This is a genomic window from Lysinibacillus sp. FSL K6-0232 (assembly GCF_038008325.1).
GTDB lineage: Bacteria > Bacillota > Bacilli > Bacillales_A > Planococcaceae > Lysinibacillus.
In genome coordinates, this window is sequence record NZ_JBBOYW010000001.1 from 1,590,787 (window position 1) to 1,609,343 (window position 18,557).

The following is an 18,557-nucleotide window of genomic DNA, read 5'->3' on the forward strand; positions in this document are numbered from 1 at the left end:
CGGTTGGTGAAACGTCCAATCAGTGAGAGATGTGCAAAAGCTTCACTGATTGAAGTTTCATTTTATATCTTTATGACATTTGATGCCTGTGGGCCACGGTTGCCTTCCACTACATCAAACGATACTTTTTGCCCTTCTTCAAGTGTACGGAAGCCTTCCTCTTGTATGCCCGTAAAATGTACAAATACATCTTCTCCATTGTCACATTCAATAAATCCGTAACCTTTTTCATTATTGAACCACTTTACGATTCCTTGTTGCATAAGCCATTCGCCTCCAATGCGCTTGAATGTAAAAAGAAAATATGAAAAAATTGCATTTTCTCTTAGAACATACATGAATTAAACAAAGTTGTCAATTGATTGCCGAAATGCTAGTATAACTGCTTTCTTTTTTTTCATCATAAAGACTATAATGGAAATGAACAACATAGAAAGTAGGATGCCAAATGACAACGAAAAATCAACCATTAACAGATTTAGAAATCGCTAGTCAAGCAGTGATGAAACCAATTACGGAAATTGCTGATGCTGCGGGTATTCCAGCGGATGCCCTTGAACAGTATGGGCGCTATAAAGCGAAGATTGACCCATTAAAAATTACAGCCCAAGGCGAGGATGCAAAGGTTGTATTAGTGTCAGCCATTAGTCCAACCCCAGCAGGTGAAGGAAAGTCAACCGTTACTGTAGGGCTTGCAGATGCGCTTCACCAATTGAATAAGAAAGTAATGGTCGCGTTACGTGAGCCATCTCTTGGTCCAGTAATGGGTGTAAAAGGTGGTGCAACTGGCGGTGGCTACGCACAGGTTGTACCAATGGAAGATATTAATTTACATTTCACTGGTGACCTTCATGCGATTACAACAGCCAATAATGCATTAGCTGCTTTTATTGATAATCATATCCACCAAGGCAATGCATTAAACATTGATCCACGACGTATTATTTGGAAGCGTGTGCTAGATATCAATGATCGTGCACTGAGAAAAGTAGTGATTGGCTTAGGTGGCCCCGTGCAAGGAATGCCGCGTGAGGATGGCTTTGATATTACCGTCGCCTCTGAAATTATGGCTGTGTTCTGTTTAGCAACAAGCATTGATGATTTACGCGAGCGTTTAGCAAGTATTGTTATTGGCTATACATTTTTGCGTGAGCCTGTCTTTGTGCGTGATTTACAAGTAGAGGGAGCACTTACATTATTATTAAAGGATGCCTTTAAGCCAAATCTTGTGCAAACATTAGAAGGGACGTCTGCTATTATTCATGGCGGTCCGTTTGCGAATATTGCTCATGGCTGTAATTCTATTATGGCTACACAAACAGCACGTAAGCTAGCTGATATTGTTGTAACAGAAGCGGGCTTTGGCTCGGATTTAGGTGCTGAAAAATTTATGAATATTAAAGCGCGTAAAGCAGGCTTTAAGCCAAGTGCTGTTGTAATTGTTGCAACGATCCGTGCATTAAAAATGCATGGTGGTGTCGCGAAAACAGCACTTGTCGATGAAAATGTAGAGGCACTTCTACAAGGAATTGCCAACCTTGAAAAGCATGTTGAAACAATTCGTACATTTGGTGTCGAACCGATTATTGCATTAAACCGCTTTATTACAGATACAGAGGCTGAGCTAGCGGCTGTCCTAAGCTGGTGTCAGAAGAAAAATGTGCGTATTGCTCGTACAAATGTCTGGGAAGAGGGTGGAAAAGGCGGTATTGCATTAGCGGAGCAAGTGCTAGCCGTACTGGAGGATGAAAATAACTTCTCACCTTTATATGAGGTAACAGAATCTATTGAAGAAAAAGTTCGTAGCATTGTGCAAAAAGTGTATGGTGGGAAAGATGTCCAATTTACAGACCAAGCAAAAAAGCAAATTGCACAAATTGAAAAATTTGGCTGGGATTCTTTGCCGATTTGTATGGCAAAAACACAATATTCCTTATCTGACCAGCCAACTTTACTTGGACGTCCAGAAGGCTTTACAGTCACGATTCGCGAAGTGATTCCAAAGCTAGGTGCTGGCTTCTTAGTTTGTCTAACAGGCGATATTATGACAATGCCTGGCTTACCAAAAACACCAGCCGCTTTACGCATGAATGTTGATAACGAAGGGCATGCGGTAGGGCTGTTTTAAATGAGAGAGATAGGATTTCCAATATTCATTTGAAATCCTATCTTTTATTAATATAAAATGTATAAATATGCGAAAAGGGGATGGTGCTATGCAAATTCAGCGATGTAAAAATCCAGCAGATATAATCCGCATTATCCATGCGGCATTTCAGCGTTATGACAGTGATCCTGTCCCCTCTAGTGCTTTAAAGGAAACGGCACTCTCTATCCAGCAGGAGCTTGATGAAGGCATCATTGTTTTTAGTGTCATAAAGCAGGCTGTTGTAATAGCCGTTGTAAAATGCAAGCTAGAAATAGATACCGTCTATTTTTCCCGCTTAGCTGTGCTACCTGCTGAGCAAGGGCAAGGTATCGCTACACAATTAGTTCATTTTATTGAACACTATGCGAATGCTCACAATTTTAAGCGTGTTAGCTGCAAGGTACGCAAAAGCGAGGATAACAATATTCGCCTCTATACAAAGCTTGGCTATTCTATTATTGCGGAAGAAATAGACGTTATGGTGCCGAATATAACGATGGAAAAAACAATGGTATGATAGGGATAGAGATGTATTTATAGTCATATTAAATAAAGGGAGGCGTTGGAGATGCAACATATTCAAGTAGAGCAGCTTTTACAAAATAAGAGGAAGCATGCAGGCAAGGTTGCCGTTGGTGCGGGCTATGATATGATGACTATTCAATTAAGAGCAGGTGAATCGGTGGCAGAGCATTCAGCACCTGGTGAGGTAATAATTGTTTGCCGCAAAGGGTGCGTGAAGTTTCAGGTGGAAGGACAACTCACAACGCTTGATGCCAATGCACTATTACTGCTTGAGCCAAACGAAAAGCATAGCCTTGAAGCGCTAGAGGATTGCGAGCTTATCGTTATACGCTTGAAAAAATAAGGAATGGAAAAGTTCTGATTATTGCAAATCAGAGCTTTTTTTGTTATTTTCTGTTAGATAGAAGGGAGAGGCATAGAAAAAATAAACATGAATAGTGGCTAATTTTAATGCTTTATGCGTGTGGAGGTGTTATTAGGGGGTTTTCAAATTTAAGGAAGAAAGGAATCGTTAATGAATGTTTCATATAAATGAATTCGAAAATAATAACCTTCTTTTAAAAGTAGATTCACCGTATTCTTTAAACTATTTAGTATTTGTTCAAAATGTTTTTTTAAACAAGAGAGATGGTTCAAATCATTTCCCATCCATAGACAGTTCTAAATGGAGCCTATTACAACAAGATGAATTTCAAGTTAAATTCAAAAGCATTTGGGATGAAGTGATTAGAAAAAATATACAAAGCCCTCACTATGATTATAATGGCGTTCTTGAATCGGATGCTCCATTATATAGACAACTTTTTGAAGGGAATGAAAATGGAGAATATGGTTTTTCCGAGAGTATAAAGTTATTCCAATCTTGGTGGGGTAATATATTCTTTGGAAAGGGAGCTATGGAAATTGTCTATGAAGCTGAAGGAAGCAGAATTTATGATGAGTTAGTAATAGCAATAAAATCGAAGAACCTCATCTTACCAAATAATCAATTAACGATCATGCTCCTATACGATAAACAAACGATCGTTGATAAAAATGTTATGCCATATCACTATGTTTTGCCAATTGAAGAGCTGTTTGTAAATAAAAGCAATATAGTAGCAAATATATTGAAAGATTTGAATGTAAAGGGTCATTGTTAAATAATAAAATGCGCTAATAGCCAATGTTCGTCACATTGATTATTGGTGCATTTTTGAGCGAGAATTTTTAGTATGATATGTGGATCAGTTAGTTCATTGTCTTATTCTCCTGTAGCTTTTTGTTTCTCTCTTCCTCTCCCTTTTTATCCGCAAGATTGAATATACCTGGATAGGCATTTGATACGCCCTTAGCACCAACTATTTCCCCTTCATATTCGTATATGTAGGCTCTATAATTTGTATTTTCAAGGTCTTTTTCAGTTAAGTGATAACTTGTTACCATCAATTCTTGTCCGATATATTGCTCCATAAAAGTAATATTAGCAGCTCTATCGCTTTTGAGAATTTCTGGCGGAATATCATCTATTATGATTTGTTCACTTGAATGAAATGATTTAATTGTCCACCCCAAATTTTCTATATAGGCAAGATGTGCTTTATCAATAGTTTCATTGGTACAGGCAACTAGGATAAGTGTAAAACTTAACATACTCATCAACTTCTTCATAAGTACCTCCTCCTTTGTAATCAGTATACAGGAAGAGGTCCAAAAGATGCTGCAAGTATTGCCATAAAGGCGCTACCATCGAAATGAACGGGCAATTCATGGATGATTGGGTCGCGAATTGATAAAGCAACTCAATCGACTAGTATATAAGCTTGCTCACTTTATTTCTAGTAGAGGGATATCGTGAATAGGAATAGCGATAGGGGTTGCATAGGCTTGCGTATGATAGCTTGCCGTCCGTGACGTGCGTGGCTTTAAATAGATCACGCCATTCTTTACTGTAATAGAAGATACTAAATAATAAATATCCTCATACATATTCAAGTCTAAAAATGCAGCTTTGCGTGTTAGCTGCTCCTTGTAATCATGGTATTCAATAATGGCTGTTGATTTTTCCTGTAAAGATTGAATTTGATAGGAAATGGTCACTTTATATTGGCTTGTTTCCTTTGTTACATGAATGATTTCCATCTCACTGCCTAATTGAAGCAGGAGCTGATAAACATCTTCTACTAAGCCTGCTTGCTGTGCAGTACTAGCGATTTGCTGTAAAACATTGGCGATCAGCTGTAAGAGATAGACCTCTTTTTCCTTTGCTGTTTGGCTATTAAAAGCATCAATCGCCGCACCTACATTATAATAGCGAATGCGCTGCTCAGTTTCTCGATTGGATGGCTGAATCACTTGCGCCTCCAGTAATGGCGTTAATACGATATAGACATGGTCGAAATCGCCTGTCATAAAACCTCTTTCACGAAGCTTTTGGGCAAATCGTGCACATATCAAATGTGCATCCTTTGCTACTTTATAGATGTGACCAATATAAGCAGGCAATGATTTTGTGTGCGTGAGCTCTTCAAATAGTCTAATATCTGCAATTTTTTTCCCTTTCATCTATCTATCCCTCCCGCTATTATGATTTCCACTACTAGCATCAATTGTCAAATGAATTTTTATTGAAAAAATATTGAATTTTCTTTTTATTTTCACTATAATTTATTTAATTCTAAATCGGAAACAATGTACCGATAATAGAAACATGGAGGGGTGGTATTTTGAAAATCGCAACAGATATTGGTGGTACTTTTACAGACCTTGTTTACACAGATGAGCAGGGCAATCTTCATTTTGATAAGGGACATACGACACCGGGTCATTTTGAGGACGGTATATTAAATGTATTGGAGCGACATGTGACAGAGGATTCGTTAATTGAATCATTTATCCATGGCTCAACGGTCATTATTAATACTTTAACGGAACGCAAAGGTGGCGTTGTTGGGTTAATAACAACAAAGGGCTTCCGTGACGTCATAGAGATTGCTCGTGGTAATCGACCAGATTTATATAATTTTAAATATAAAAAGCCAAAGCCTTTTGTGGAGCGTTATTTACGACAAGAAATTGATGAGCGCATTGATTATAAAGGAAATATTATGAAAGCGCTTAATACCGAGGAAGTCGGTGACATCGTGCATCAATTTAAGGAATTGGGTGTAGAGGCGATTGCCATTTCATTGATTCATGGATATAAAAATCCAATTCATGAACAACAGCTAAAGGAAGCGATTTTAAAGCTTTGGCCTGAGGTATATATCACACTTTCAAGTGAAACGATTAAAGAATACCGAGAGTATGAAAGAACAAACACAACAGTCCTTAATTCTTATGTAAAGCCCATTGCACATGCGTATTTAAAAAGCTTACAAGAGAAGCTAGGCACGATTGGTATTACAGACCATTTAAAAATTATGCAATCGAATGGTGGCACAACAAGCTTTGATAAGGCGATGGAATTACCGATTAATCTTGTAGAATCTGGCCCTGTAGCGGGGATGTTTGGTGCAGCAAAATTAGGAGAGCTGCTTAATGAGCCAAATATTATTGCCTTTGATGTTGGAGGCACAACAGCAAAATGCTCACTAATTACAGATAGCAAAGTGAATGTTACAACGGATTATTATATCGAAAGAAATGAAAAGTTTGCGGGCTATCCGATTAAAACGCCTGTTGTAGATATTGTGGAAATTGGGAATGGCGGTGGCTCCATTGCACGCGTCGATCAATTTGGCTCGTTAAAAGTAGGTCCAGATTCTGCTGGCGCAAACCCAGGCCCTGTTGCTTATGGCTTAGGTAATACACAGCCAACCATTACAGATGCCAATGTTTATTTGGGGAGATTATCATTAGCAAATTTTGATCATCCAGCATCAATTGATAAAGTGGAGGAAGCGCTCACTGAAGCAATTGCCAAGCCGTTTAATGTAACGGCAGAGGAAGCGGCACAAGGTATTTTAGATATTGCTAACTCTAATATGTTAAACGCATTAAAGCTAATTTCCATTCGTAAAGGCTATGATCCAGAAGATTTTACAATGGTTGCCTTTGGCGGTGGCGGCCCATTACATGCGATTTATTTAGCGAAAGAATTAGGCATGAAAAAGGTCATTATTCCATATGGCTCCTCTGTCTTTTCGGCATTAGGTATGATGATGACCGAATATCGACAAGATTATATTCAAACAAGCTTAATGAATTTTGATCATCAGCAGCTTGCAGCTATTCAAGAAAATATTGATCAAGCGATTGCCGATGCCTATGCAGATGCACCGCTCACTCAGGAGCATTATGATTTTGAGATCAATTATGATTTACGTTATAAAGGGCAAGAGCACACGGTGAAATTAAATGCATCAACAACGACAATAAATGAAGCGCATCTGGAGCAATTAGTGCAAGCTTTCCATATTAAGCATAAGCAAGAGTTTTCCTTTGATTTACCAGCTACGCCAATTGAATTAGTGAACTTACACATAACGATTTATGGCAAGGATGAGGCTGTGCAATTTAAGGAGCTTGACTTCTCACATATTGATGCGTCAACGTGTATCAAAGCACAGCGTAACCTATATATGAAGGAAACAGGCTGGGTAGAGGTCAATGTCTTTGACCAGCAAAAGCTAGTGCCCGGCTATGTTATTACGGGTCCTGCTATTGTAGAAAATCCAACATCTACAGTCGTTATAGATGAAAACCAATCAATTGAAATTGATAAGTATGGCAATTTGATTGTAGAGATGGAGGCGAAATAATGATGAAAAAAGATGTTTTTGCAGTAGAGATTATTCAGGATTCGTTACTAGCGATAGGTGATGAAATGTTTGTTGCGCTTGCACGTTCTTCGATGAGTCCCGTTATTTATGAGGTATTAGATTATGCCTGTGGCTTAACAGATGCAAAGGGCAATTTAATTAGCCAAGGCAATGGTGTAACAAGCTTTATTGGGATGCTAAGCCCGATGGTGCAGCGTGTTATTGAAAAATTTGATCATGGCAACAAGCTACGTGAGGGCGATGTCATTATTATTAATGACCCATATGTGGGAGGTGGCTCGCATTTATCAGACGTTGGCTTAGTGCTACCAATTTTCTATAATGGCGAAATTATCGCTTATTCTGCTAATAAGGCACACTGGACAGAGGTAGGGGGTATGGACCCAGGCTCATTTACAAGTAATTCCAATGAAATTTATCAGGAAGGTTTGCAGCTACCGGGTGTTAAGCTTTATCAACAAGGTGAGCTAAATGAAGCAATCTATGAAATTATTGCGACAAATGTCCGTTTACCAGAGCTATCAATCGGTGATATGTTTGCACAGGTAGCCGCCTTAAAAACAGGCGAGAAACGCATCGCAGAGCTTTGTCAGAAATTTGGTGCTGCATCAGTGAAGCTGTCCATTCAAAAATTATTGGACAAGGGTGAAAAAATTGCAGAGCTTGAGCTGCAGCATTTACCGAAAGGCGAATTTTATGCGGAGGACTTTATTGAAGGCGATCCATTAAAGGGTGGACCTTATCCAATTAAAGTGAAAGTCACAATTAGTGATGAGGCGTTTATTTGTGACTTTAGAGGCTCACATCCTGCTGTTCATGTACCGATGAACTGCTCACAATTCGGCTTAATGGCAAGTGTGCGTGTGATGTTCCTAGCATTGCTTGGCGATATTGATGTAATTAATGAAGGCGTGTTTAAACGTTTAACCATTATAACGGATGATAATTCCATTGTTTCGGCTAAACGCCCACACCCTGTATCGATGAACTTTGAGGCGCGCATCGGGGCAGCAGATTTAATTTGGAAGGCACTTGCTCCGCATTTACCTGATCGCCTTACTGCTGGTCATTTACAGTCAGTTTGTACGTTTATTTTAACAGGGAAAAACCCTGATAGTCATGAACCATTTTTAATTGTTGAACCATCTGTTGGTGGCTGGGGAGCAGCGAATGATGAGGATGGGCAAAGTGGTCAATACTGTATGGGAGATGGTGAAACATATAATCTTCCTGTTGAAATTGCTGAAACAAAATACGGTATTCAAATTGATGAATATAGCTTAAACTGTGACGACGCTGGTGTAGGGCAATTTAGAGGCGGTTTAGGTGTACGTCGTGTGTATACGGTGAATCATGATGGGCAAAGAGTGTCCGTTAATTTAGGTAGGCATCAATTTGCACCATTCGGCTTAAATGGTGGTGGCGAGGGCTCCCACAATTATTTAGTGATTCATAAAGCAGATGGAACGAAAGTTGGACCAGTGGGTGTACTTGCTAATTATGCATTGCAAAAGGGTGATCGCATTGAGCTTGTTACAGCAACAGGTGGTGGCTATGGCAATCCATTAGAAAGAAGCAAGGAAGCCATTGAGCGAGATATATTAAATGAATATATTTCAGTAGAAGTAGCAAAGCAGCAATATGGCTATCACCATGGCTAAAAGAAGGAGTCCACTACAAGTGAAGCGGTATTTCTAAGCTTATATAGTGTCAGTGTGCTAATAAGAAAGATATAATGCCATTTCTTGTGGATATGCAAAGGGAGAAATATATGCTTGAAACACAGTGTATCACATATTTCAAATAGGGGAGCTGACACTATGAATAATAAAGTATTACATCCTCGGGCTTTGGAGCCTGTTACATTACTAATGATTGTTTTCACCTCTGTAATTGGGGCAATTATTGGGATACAGCTAATTACAACGTTAGGGATTTCTGCGAATACATCCATTGTTGGGGCAATATTTGCGATGATTTTAGGGAGAATTCCAATTGGCAAGCTGATTGCCTTTAAATCTATACATCGACAAAATATTGTGCAAACGGCAATATCAGCAGCTACATTTAGTGCAGCAAGTAGTTTAATGCTGCCAATTGGAATTCCATATGTGCTAGGCTATGAAAATTTAGTATTACCATTGTTTATTGGTGTCGTTTTAGCGATGTTTGTGGATGCTTTATTATTATATAAATTTTTTGATACAAAGGTTTTTCCAGCTGCAGGCACATGGCCACCGGGAATTGCTACCGCTGAGGCAATTAAAGCGGGCGATAAAGGTGGGAAAAATGCCAAAGTATTAATTGGCGGTGTTTTAGTTGGTATTGTAGGGTCTATTTTAAAAATACCGATGTCAGCTTTTGGTGTAGCGTTTATCGGTAATATATGGGCACTAACAATGTTTGGTATTGGTCTGTTACTGCGAGGCTATTCAGTTCAATTATTTAATATTGATTTAAATGAGTATTATATTCCACATGGCATGATGGTTGGTGCTGGGGTTGTGGCATTGTTCCAAGTAGGGTTTTCATTATTGAATAAAAGAGCTGCTAAAAAAGTAGAGGAAGTAAGCTATACGAAGGATGAAAAAGAAATTCGCCAAGGCTTTGGTGTAGGGTTTATTGCTTATTTAGTGATTGCTTTATTAATCGCCTTGTTAGGTGGTTTAATTTCTCATATGTCCTTTGGGATGTTGCTCGGCTTCCTATTATTTGCAGCGGTTGCGGCATTTGTGCATGAGCTTATTGTTGGGATTGCGGCCATGCATGCAGGCTGGTTCCCAGCATTTGCTGTAGCATTTATTACACTGATTGTTGGTATTTTATTGGGCTTCCCAGCACCAGCTCTTGCCCTATTAGCAGGCTATAGCGCAGCGACAGGGGTAGCCTTTGCGGATATGGGCTATGACTTAAAAACTGGCTTTATTTTACGTGGTTATGGTAGTGATCCTGCATTAGAAAAAGAGGGGCGCAAACAGCAGCTCATTGCAGGTATGCTAGCCTTTGCCATTTCAGCAATTGTTGTATTACTATCCTATAAATCTTATTTTGCACAAGATTTAGTAGCACCTGTCAACCATGTGTATGCGGCAACGATTCAATCAGGTGTTACTGGCGATGTAGCAAAGCAATTAATGATTTGGGCAATTCCAGGCGCATTGATTCAATTGCTTGGTGGTGCTAAACGTCAAATGGGTATCCTTTTTGCAACTGGTTTACTATTAGTTAACCCAATTGCTGGATGGGCTGTATTAGTGGGGATTGTACTACGTATTATTTTCACATCTATGACAAAAGGGAAGAAAGAATCTGAAATGACTGTATTTGCAGCAGGGGTTATTGCTGGAGATGCCTTATACAGCTTCTTTACCTCTATTGTGAAAATCGGGAAGTAGAAAGGAGCGTATACTAAATGGTCAAAGCATTAACCTATAACGATGGCATTGCAGCAGTTTATGGAGGTGCAATCCTTGGCGGTGGCGGAGGTGGTCTGCTAGAGGAGGGACTAAAGCTAGTGAAGGAAATCTTTGCGGCTGGGGAGCCTCAATTAGTTGACATAACGGAATTAGATCATAAAGATTTAGTGGCTTGTGTAGCAATGGTTGGCGCGCCTTCAGCAGCCGATCAATATATTTCCAATGAGCAGCTTTGCTGGAGCTACCAAAGCATGAACACGTATATGGACCAACGCTTAAAAGGTATTATTACAAATGAAAATGGAGCCATCACAACGATTAATGGCTGGCTGCAATCCGTCTTAGTAAATGTGCCTGTTGTGGATGCTCCATGCAATGGACGCGCACATCCTACAGGTATTATGGGCTCCTTAAATCTTCATGAACAACAACATTATCAATCACTGCAATTTTATGCAGGTGGTAAGGATCATTTGGCAGTGCAAGGTTTTGTGGAGGGGGATTTACAAAACACGGCAAAAACAGTCCGTCATGCTTCGATTTTAGCTGGCGGCCTCGTTGCCGTTACACGCAATCCTATAACAATTGACTACTTGCGACAACATGGTGCGCCAAATGCGATTACAATGGCTATTGAGCTTGGCTATAGCTTTTTAAATGGACGAACATTTGAGGAGAGATTGTCCAATGTTGTGCAGCAATTAAATGGTGTACACATTGTATCAGGTGAAGTCACAAATTATTCATTAACGAAGGACAATGGCTTTGATATTGGTAAATTAGCGGTTGGTGATTACGAGCTAACCTTCTGGAATGAGTATATGACATTAACGAAGGATGGACAGCTACAGTCAAAATTCCCAGACCTTATGATGACATTTGATATAGATAATATGCTGCCAGTGCCAAGCGCTAGTGTGAAAGAGGGGATGCATGTAGCAGTTATCCATGTGGATCAGCGTTATTTAACCTTAAGCTCAACAATGCAAAATCAAGCATTACTACGAGAAATTGATACAGTGATTGCCAAGATTTTATAAAGCGCATAATAAAAGCTGCCATCATCTACTGAACTGTTAGATGGGCAGCTTTTATTGTTCCTTCAGCGGGAGGGTTAGACATTTTATCAAAATTGTTCCTACTTCCTTTATAGCTTTTATTACCTTTGGCTTATATGAATCATCTATTTTGCTTACACGACTCTACTGGCATTTTCACGTAATGGCTAGCACAAATAGTGCAGGATTTTTCATAAATAGAAGGAGCCACGTTCATATATGCTCAATTGTTGATGCAAAGAAGGTAACAGCTATCCATGAAAAAACGATTACACAAATGCTGCATTAGATGAAAGCCCTTTGGTCGTCCAAACAAGCTAATTATTGTTCACATATTTCAGTATGCACATATTGCTATGTGGGTTTAACAAAAAAATCTTAAGGGAAAGTGTTCACTTTTATTGATTGAGATGAATTAATTTTCTATACATATATCATCTTTAACACAAGCTATTCAATTGCATGCCCGCTGAAGTGAAATTTATATTTGTTGAACACATAGCCTTGTACATCACAGAAATTTGTGAGGCACAGAACAAATTATTTGTTCTGTACATTTATAATACAATATTCAGAAAAATTAGTCAATTGAAATATGCAAAATTTTTTTATTTTTTTTGATGACCGACTACTGTTAAAAATACCGTATAATCAAATAGGAAAGGAATGAATGTAGCCTATGAATCAGTTAATGGATCGAGTACGTGAAGTCTATGCGCAATTTGACGCTAGTCATGATTTTCAGCATATTGAACGTGTTTATCAAAATGCTTTAGCCATTTTACAAACAGAGCCTACAGCAGATGTTGAGGTTGTGAAAATTGCCGTGCTTTTGCATGATGTCAGCGATAAAAAATATACCGATAGCAAAGAGCAAGAGGATAAGCTGATTGCAGAGCTGGCGCTTAGTGAGGAAAAAAAGCAGCATATTCGAGATTGCATCGCACAAGTTTCCTTTAATGGTGGCAATGAGCTAGCGGCAACCTCATTGGAGGCGAAAATTGTGCGAGATGCAGATCGCTTAGATGCAATTGGCGCCATTGGCATTGCTCGTACATTCGCATATGGCGGCGCAAAAGGTCGCAAGCTTTACGATAAGGGTGAAGAAGTACGTATGAATATGACAGAGCAGGAATACCGTCAGAAAAATACGGCGTCTGTAACACATTTTTACGAGAAATTATTATTGCTGAAAGATTTAATGGTGACAGAAAAGGGCAAGCAAATGGCACTTGAACGCCATCAATTTATGGAAAGCTTTTTACAACAGCTACAGCATGAAATTGGTCAATAACTAAAAGGCATCGCGGCTGAATTGCTCGATGCCTTTTGCTTTTAGCTAAAGTATATTAAGGGTTTTGGTAAGAAAGCTGATTAGGGTGAAGCCTCGCTCATAGCAAGCGTTCTATTATAGGAGGTAAGTAGGGTGTTGCTCTTTGTTTACCTGTCAATTGGTGTTATGATGAATAATGGATAGCAATAATCGTCTACATAAAAATCGTGTGGGCATCAACATACCTAACATGAAAGAGATGGAATAGTGGAATGAGTCATTTAATTGTACAAAACTTAACAAAAACGGTTGGCGATAAAACGCTTTTTCAACATATTGAATTTACGATTTATGAAGGAGAGCGAGCAGGCTTAATTGGCATTAATGGAACGGGAAAATCGACCCTGTTATCCATTTTAGCGGGGGACATTGAAGCGGATTCGATGACAATGGATCACCCAAATAAATACCGTATCGCCTATTTGCCGCAGGAGCCGACATTTGAGGCTGGCGAAACGGTTTTACAGGCAGTGTTTGCAGGGAACTCGCCCATTTTACAGTTGAATCGTCAATATGAAGAAACCGTTGCTGCACTCGCAGTAAACCCAACATCTGAAGGTCTGCAAAAAGCGTTATTTAGCTTGCAACAGCGTATGGATGAGGAGCAGGCATGGGATGTGAATGCGCTTGCTAAAACGGCATTGACAAAGCTTGGCATCGAAACATTCGACAAGGAAGTGCTAACGCTATCAGGTGGTCAGCAAAAGCGAGTAGCCTTAGCCAAAGTCTTAATTGAGCCTGCTGATTTATATTTATTGGATGAGCCGACCAACCATTTAGATGTACAGTCAACAGAGTGGCTCCAAGAAATGGTGCTACGCTTAAAAGGCGCTGTTATTTTCATCACCCATGATCGTTATTTCTTAGATGAATTAGCAACACATATTTATGAGCTGGCAGATCAAACCTTGTATCGTCATACAGGGAATTATGGCGACTATTTAGAGGCACGTGCAATTCGTGAGGAAATGAAGGCTGCCTCTGCACAAAAGGATCGCAACCGTTATCGCTCAGAGCTAAAATGGATTCGTCGTGGTGCCAAGGCACGTTCAACAAAGCAAAAGGCACGTATTCAACGCTTTGAAAAGCTGGAGGACAACCTAGAGCGTAAAACAGAGGATGTGTCATTAGACATGGGGCTTGCAACAACGCGCCTTGGTCGTAAGGTGCTGGAGGCTGAGCAGATTTCGAAAGCTTTTGGACAGCAAAAAATCGTTGAAAACTTCTCGTTTTTACTACAGCAGGGTGATCGTATTGGTATTATCGGTGCAAATGGTGTAGGGAAATCAACCTTATTAAATATGCTAGCAGGGGAGCTGACACCTGATCAAGGTGAAATTCTTGTTGGGTCAACGGTAAAGCTGGCACACTTTAAGCAAACATTGCCAAAAATGAATGAAAATGAACGTATGATTGAATATATACGCGAGGCTTCCAATGATATTACAGATGCAGAGGGCGTGCGCTATTCAGCAGCGCAAATGCTAGAGCGCTTTTTATTCCCATTGCATACACATGGCACACCCATTGGCAAATTATCAGGCGGAGAGCGCAAGCGACTGCATTTATTGCGCTTATTAATGGAACAGCCAAATGTGCTATTGCTGGATGAGCCAACAAATGATTTAGATATTGAAACATTAGGGGTGCTGGAGGATTTTATTGAGCATTTCCCTGGCGTTGTGATTACCATTTCCCATGATCGCTTTTTCCTAGATCGTATTGCGAAAAAGCTATGGATTTTAGATGGGCAAGGGCATGTTGAGGAAACGCTTGATCTTTACAGTGAATATTTAGAAAAGCGTGAACAGGCAACTACTATTAAAGTGGAAGCGCCAAAAGTGGACAAAGTAAAGGCAGATAAGCCAAAATCAGAGAAGAAGAAGCTATCGTTTAAAGAGCAAAAAGAATGGGAAACGATTACAGAGGATATTGAAAAAGTAGAAACAGCGATTATGGAAACGGAGGAAGGCATTGCACAGGCTGGCTCAGATTTTACTAAGCTACAGGAGCTAACAGCGAAGCTGGATACGTTAAATGCACAGTATGAGCATTTAATTGAAAGATGGTCTTATTTAGATGAAATTGTCAATGGATAAGGAGCGATAAAGATGAAAATTATCACAATTGAACCAACACCAAGCCCTAATTCAATGAAGGTTGTTGTGGACACAGAGTTACCGTTTGGCAAAAGCTATAACTTTACAAAGGATAACAAAGATGAAGCGACTGGCGAAGCAGCAGCGATTTTAGCGATTGAAGGCGTAAAGGGCGTTTATCATGTTGCGGATTTCTTTGCGGTTGAGCGCAATGCTAAATATGCATGGGAAGGCATTTTAGCAAGCATTCGCCAAGTGCTAGGAGAAGATGTACAAGCACAGGATGACACACAAGTTGCCAATGAGTTTTATGGGGAAGTCTATGTGCATGTGCAATTTTATAAGCAAATACCATTGCAGGTAAAGGTTTTTGATAATCAACGAGAGCACCGTGTGAGCTGTGGTGATCGCTTTGTGACTGCATTTAATCAAATTATTGAGTCAGCCGTTGATGAAAACTATATTTTCCAACGTAAATGGATTGACTATGGTGTGCGCTATGGCGAGCTTGAGGATATTGCAGAGGCTGTACAGCAGGAGATTGATGCTACGTATTCCGCAGAGCGTTTAACAGAAATTGTAGCAGCCATTAACAATGATGATGAAAAAGCAGTGATTAAGCAGCAGAAGCAAAAGGTGACGGTGGAGCAATTTATGCAGCCAGAATGGGAGAAGCGCTTCCAGCTATTAGATCAAATGGCTGATCCAGAGCTTGATGATTTACCGTTATTAGATTTAGCACTGCAGGATGAGCAAATGTCCATTCGTCGACTCGCTACTGTATATTTAGGGATGATTGAGGATGTTGCCGTTGTGCCGTACTTAGAAAAAGCCCTACAGGATAAAAGTGCAGCCGTGCGTCGAACAGCGGGTGACTGTATGAGTGATCTTGGCTTTGTGGAATTTGAGTCAGCGATGCAACAAGCGCTACAGGATAAAAACAAGCTTGTGCGCTGGCGTGCAGCGATGTATTTATATGAGGTTGGCACAGAGCAATCTTTACCAGCATTAAAGGCAGCAGAAGATGATAAAGAATTTGAAGTAAAGCTACAAATCAAAATGGCGATTGCACGTATTGAACAGGGCGAGGAAGCAAAAGGCTCTGTTTGGAAGCAAATGACAGAATCTCGTCAGTCATAACTAAAAAGGCCAGCCGCCGATGCTGGTCTTTTTGATTTGCTCAAAAGTGGGGTGTTTCGCTCAAAAAATCAGGAACAGCGCTCAAAAGAGAGGATATTTCCGCTCCAGCTAAAATATATTTTTATTGTAATTGCAATAAAAACCGTTCTATACTAATAATAGCATCTCAAAAAGAGGATGATTGACACAAGGAGGACTCGCAAATGAGCACGAAAAAAATAACAACAGCAGAAGAGCTACAAACAGCATTGGATATTCGCCGAAAAGTTTTTATTGAAGAGCAACAAGTACCAGAGGAAGAAGAAATAGATGGCTTTGATGCATTAGATGCCCCATGTGACCATATTCTTGTGTACTATCAGGAGCAGCCCGTTGGCGCAGGTAGATTACGAGTAGTGGAAGACTTCGGCAAATTGGAGCGTATTTGTATACTGGAGGAGTTCCGCAAATATGGCCTTGGCAAGGAAATTATTCTAGGGCTAGAGCAAATCGCACAGGAGAAGGGCTTAACAAAAGTAAAATTAGAGGCACAAACGCATGCAGAAGGCTTCTATGAAAAATTAGGCTATAAGAGTGAAGGCGAAGAATTTTTGGATTGTAATATCCCACATATTTTAATGAAAAAATATTGGTAATATAAAATAAAAATCCGCGTAGCTGAACTGATTAACAGAAAGCGAGGCGGATTTTTACTATTTATAATGATTGATCTTGAACAATTGTCCCTGCAATGCGGTCATGTGGCAGACGTTGTCCATTTTGCTCAGCAAATGCTTGTCGATTTTTTAGATAATCAAATGTGCTAATAGTATCTCGATAAGCCATGCGCTTAATAATTTGCGAGCTTGTTAATGCCTGCCCATCCTCGCTTTCCAGCGTTAGGCCCATTGCTTGATAGCCAATGGTTTGCCCCTTGTTGCGAAGCTGTGCATATTCCAATGCCCACATCACAACAGTTGGTGTGACAAGTGCATGGACAGCTTCATTTTTCACCTTTTTTCGTAGGAAGTATTCAATGCCAAATGTAACCGTTGTGGAAATGGCTACATCAATCATATAGGCGGCTGTTCGTTTTGTCGTAATAGATTTCATATCTTTCCTCCTTTAATAAATGGCAGATTGATACTGGCAACTGCTCTGTGTATGGCTTATAAATTTTGCGCCGATAAATGCATTCCTCTTATTGCTAAGCTTGAGAAGACCGTTTTTTCTTTGGTATATAAATGGTATAGAAAATACCGCCAAAAATAAGCAGAATGCCGATTGTTTGTAGCAAGCTTGGCATAAAATCAAGCAGCAGTATATCAAGCAGAATTGCCACAACAGGATCAACAAACACTAATACCGATACAAGAATGGTAGAAAGACTGCGAATACTATCAAAAAATAAATAGTAAACAAAGCCTGTATGAATAAAGCCTGTGCCTAAAATATAGAGCCAATTCGTTGTCGTTAAGCCTTCAAATAATGCAACATCAATAAAGGGCAATAATATCACAATACCAACAATTGTTTGCAAGTATGTTAAGGCATAGGCACTAAGCTTGACAATCGTCTTGCTTGTCAGCATTGTCAGGGCATAAAAAATGGCTGATAATAATGCCCAAATAAAGCCCGACTGCATAAACTGTGAGAAGGACACAAAGTTATGCACACCGATAATAAAAATACTACCAATAAAGCATGTTACTGTTGCTACAAGTGCCTGAATGGTCAGCTTATCCTTTAAAAAAAATGCCCCTAAAATTAAGACAAAAATAGGTGCTAAATTATAAATAGAAATCGCAATGGAAATGGACATTTCCTCAAACGCTTTAAATAAAAATACCCAGTTTAAGACAAGAAAGACACCACAAATAAGCGTCTGGAGAACTTCCTTTTTGTCCCAAACCTCTGTTTTATGCCCACCTGTTAGCAGCCACATTCCTCCTAGAAAGAAGGTGGCACAAATGCATCTAACAAAGACAAGTTCTGTTGCAGGGATACCTGTATGAACAGTGAAAAAGCCAATGGAGCCAAAGAGTGCCATGGATGCAGTTAATTTAAGAATGGCTGAAATGTTCATACATAACCT

General features: G+C 39.6%; 17 protein-coding genes. 12 read left to right on the forward strand and 5 right to left on the reverse strand.

Going from position 1 to position 18,557, the window contains the following annotated elements:
• Positions 1 to 62 precede the first annotated feature (62 nt).
• A complete protein-coding gene (locus tag MHB42_RS07640) occupies positions 63 to 263 on the reverse strand; it encodes a cold-shock protein (protein WP_340805344.1) in 201 nt (66 codons plus the stop codon).
• Positions 264 to 448: 185 nt separating this feature from the next.
• Between MHB42_RS07640 and MHB42_RS07645 the strand changes: the two genes are divergently transcribed.
• From MHB42_RS07645 to MHB42_RS07660, 4 genes are all read left to right on the forward strand, one after another.
• Positions 449 to 2,128: a formate--tetrahydrofolate ligase gene (locus MHB42_RS07645; RefSeq protein WP_340805345.1), complete on the forward strand. Its 1,680-nt coding sequence runs from the start codon at positions 449 to 451 to the stop codon at positions 2,126 to 2,128.
• An 88-nt stretch (positions 2,129 to 2,216) separates the two neighbouring features.
• On the forward strand, positions 2,217 to 2,666 hold the full coding sequence (locus MHB42_RS07650; RefSeq protein WP_340805346.1) for a GNAT family N-acetyltransferase: 450 nt from the start codon (positions 2,217 to 2,219) through the stop codon (positions 2,664 to 2,666).
• Between the two features lie 51 nt (positions 2,667 to 2,717).
• Positions 2,718 to 3,017 (forward strand): cupin domain-containing protein, encoded by a 300-nt coding sequence (locus MHB42_RS07655; RefSeq protein ID WP_340805347.1) that lies wholly within the window; start codon positions 2,718 to 2,720, stop codon positions 3,015 to 3,017.
• 175 nt (positions 3,018 to 3,192) lie between these two features.
• Positions 3,193 to 3,816 carry a group-specific protein gene (locus tag MHB42_RS07660; protein WP_340805348.1) on the forward strand — a complete coding sequence of 208 codons (624 nt, stop codon included), beginning with the start codon at positions 3,193 to 3,195 and terminating at the stop codon, positions 3,814 to 3,816.
• Between the two features lie 88 nt (positions 3,817 to 3,904).
• Here MHB42_RS07660 and MHB42_RS07665 read toward each other — a convergent pair whose 3' ends face one another.
• The gene (locus MHB42_RS07665; RefSeq protein ID WP_340805349.1) at positions 3,905 to 4,324 is read right to left on the reverse strand and encodes a DUF4830 domain-containing protein; all 420 of its coding nucleotides are present in this window, start codon (positions 4,322 to 4,324) and stop codon (positions 3,905 to 3,907) included.
• Between the two features lie 156 nt (positions 4,325 to 4,480).
• Complete coding sequence (locus MHB42_RS07670; protein ID WP_340805350.1) at positions 4,481 to 5,218, reverse strand: hypothetical protein; 738 nt, start codon at positions 5,216 to 5,218, stop codon at positions 4,481 to 4,483.
• Positions 5,219 to 5,379: 161 nt separating this feature from the next.
• Here MHB42_RS07670 and MHB42_RS07675 point away from each other — a divergent pair, with 161 nt between their 5' ends.
• The 8 genes from MHB42_RS07675 to MHB42_RS07710 all read left to right on the forward strand — a co-directional run bounded on the left by MHB42_RS07675 (position 5,380) and on the right by MHB42_RS07710 (position 17,118).
• Positions 5,380 to 7,416: a hydantoinase/oxoprolinase family protein gene (locus MHB42_RS07675; RefSeq protein WP_340805351.1), complete on the forward strand. Its 2,037-nt coding sequence runs from the start codon at positions 5,380 to 5,382 to the stop codon at positions 7,414 to 7,416.
• A 2-nt stretch (positions 7,417 to 7,418) separates the two neighbouring features.
• Positions 7,419 to 9,098 carry a hydantoinase B/oxoprolinase family protein gene (locus MHB42_RS07680; RefSeq protein ID WP_340808556.1) on the forward strand — a complete coding sequence of 560 codons (1,680 nt, stop codon included), beginning with the start codon at positions 7,419 to 7,421 and terminating at the stop codon, positions 9,096 to 9,098.
• A gap of 159 nt (positions 9,099 to 9,257) precedes the next feature.
• Positions 9,258 to 10,832: an OPT/YSL family transporter gene (locus tag MHB42_RS07685; RefSeq protein WP_340805352.1), complete on the forward strand. Its 1,575-nt coding sequence runs from the start codon at positions 9,258 to 9,260 to the stop codon at positions 10,830 to 10,832.
• A gap of 17 nt (positions 10,833 to 10,849) precedes the next feature.
• Positions 10,850 to 11,893: an S-methyl thiohydantoin desulfurase domain-containing protein gene (locus tag MHB42_RS07690; RefSeq protein ID WP_340805353.1), complete on the forward strand. Its 1,044-nt coding sequence runs from the start codon at positions 10,850 to 10,852 to the stop codon at positions 11,891 to 11,893.
• 697 nt (positions 11,894 to 12,590) lie between these two features.
• Positions 12,591 to 13,205, forward strand: a complete 615-nt coding sequence (locus tag MHB42_RS07695) for an HD domain-containing protein (protein ID WP_340805354.1) — start codon at positions 12,591 to 12,593, stop codon at positions 13,203 to 13,205.
• 251 nt (positions 13,206 to 13,456) lie between these two features.
• A complete protein-coding gene (locus tag MHB42_RS07700) occupies positions 13,457 to 15,343 on the forward strand; it encodes an ABC-F family ATP-binding cassette domain-containing protein (protein ID WP_340805355.1) in 1,887 nt (628 codons plus the stop codon).
• A 12-nt stretch (positions 15,344 to 15,355) separates the two neighbouring features.
• Positions 15,356 to 16,483 (forward strand): conserved virulence factor C family protein, encoded by a 1,128-nt coding sequence (locus MHB42_RS07705; RefSeq protein WP_340805356.1) that lies wholly within the window; start codon positions 15,356 to 15,358, stop codon positions 16,481 to 16,483.
• 203 nt (positions 16,484 to 16,686) lie between these two features.
• Positions 16,687 to 17,118 (forward strand): GNAT family N-acetyltransferase, encoded by a 432-nt coding sequence (locus MHB42_RS07710; protein ID WP_340805357.1) that lies wholly within the window; start codon positions 16,687 to 16,689, stop codon positions 17,116 to 17,118.
• 61 nt (positions 17,119 to 17,179) lie between these two features.
• Here the strand turns inward: MHB42_RS07710 and MHB42_RS07715 are convergent, their stop codons facing one another.
• Together MHB42_RS07715 and MHB42_RS07720 are read right to left on the reverse strand one after the other, a co-directional pair.
• Positions 17,180 to 17,575 (reverse strand): RDD family protein, encoded by a 396-nt coding sequence (locus MHB42_RS07715; protein ID WP_340805358.1) that lies wholly within the window; start codon positions 17,573 to 17,575, stop codon positions 17,180 to 17,182.
• A 94-nt stretch (positions 17,576 to 17,669) separates the two neighbouring features.
• The gene (locus MHB42_RS07720; protein ID WP_340805359.1) at positions 17,670 to 18,548 is read right to left on the reverse strand and encodes a DMT family transporter; all 879 of its coding nucleotides are present in this window, start codon (positions 18,546 to 18,548) and stop codon (positions 17,670 to 17,672) included.
• Positions 18,549 to 18,557: the final 9 nt, after the last annotated feature.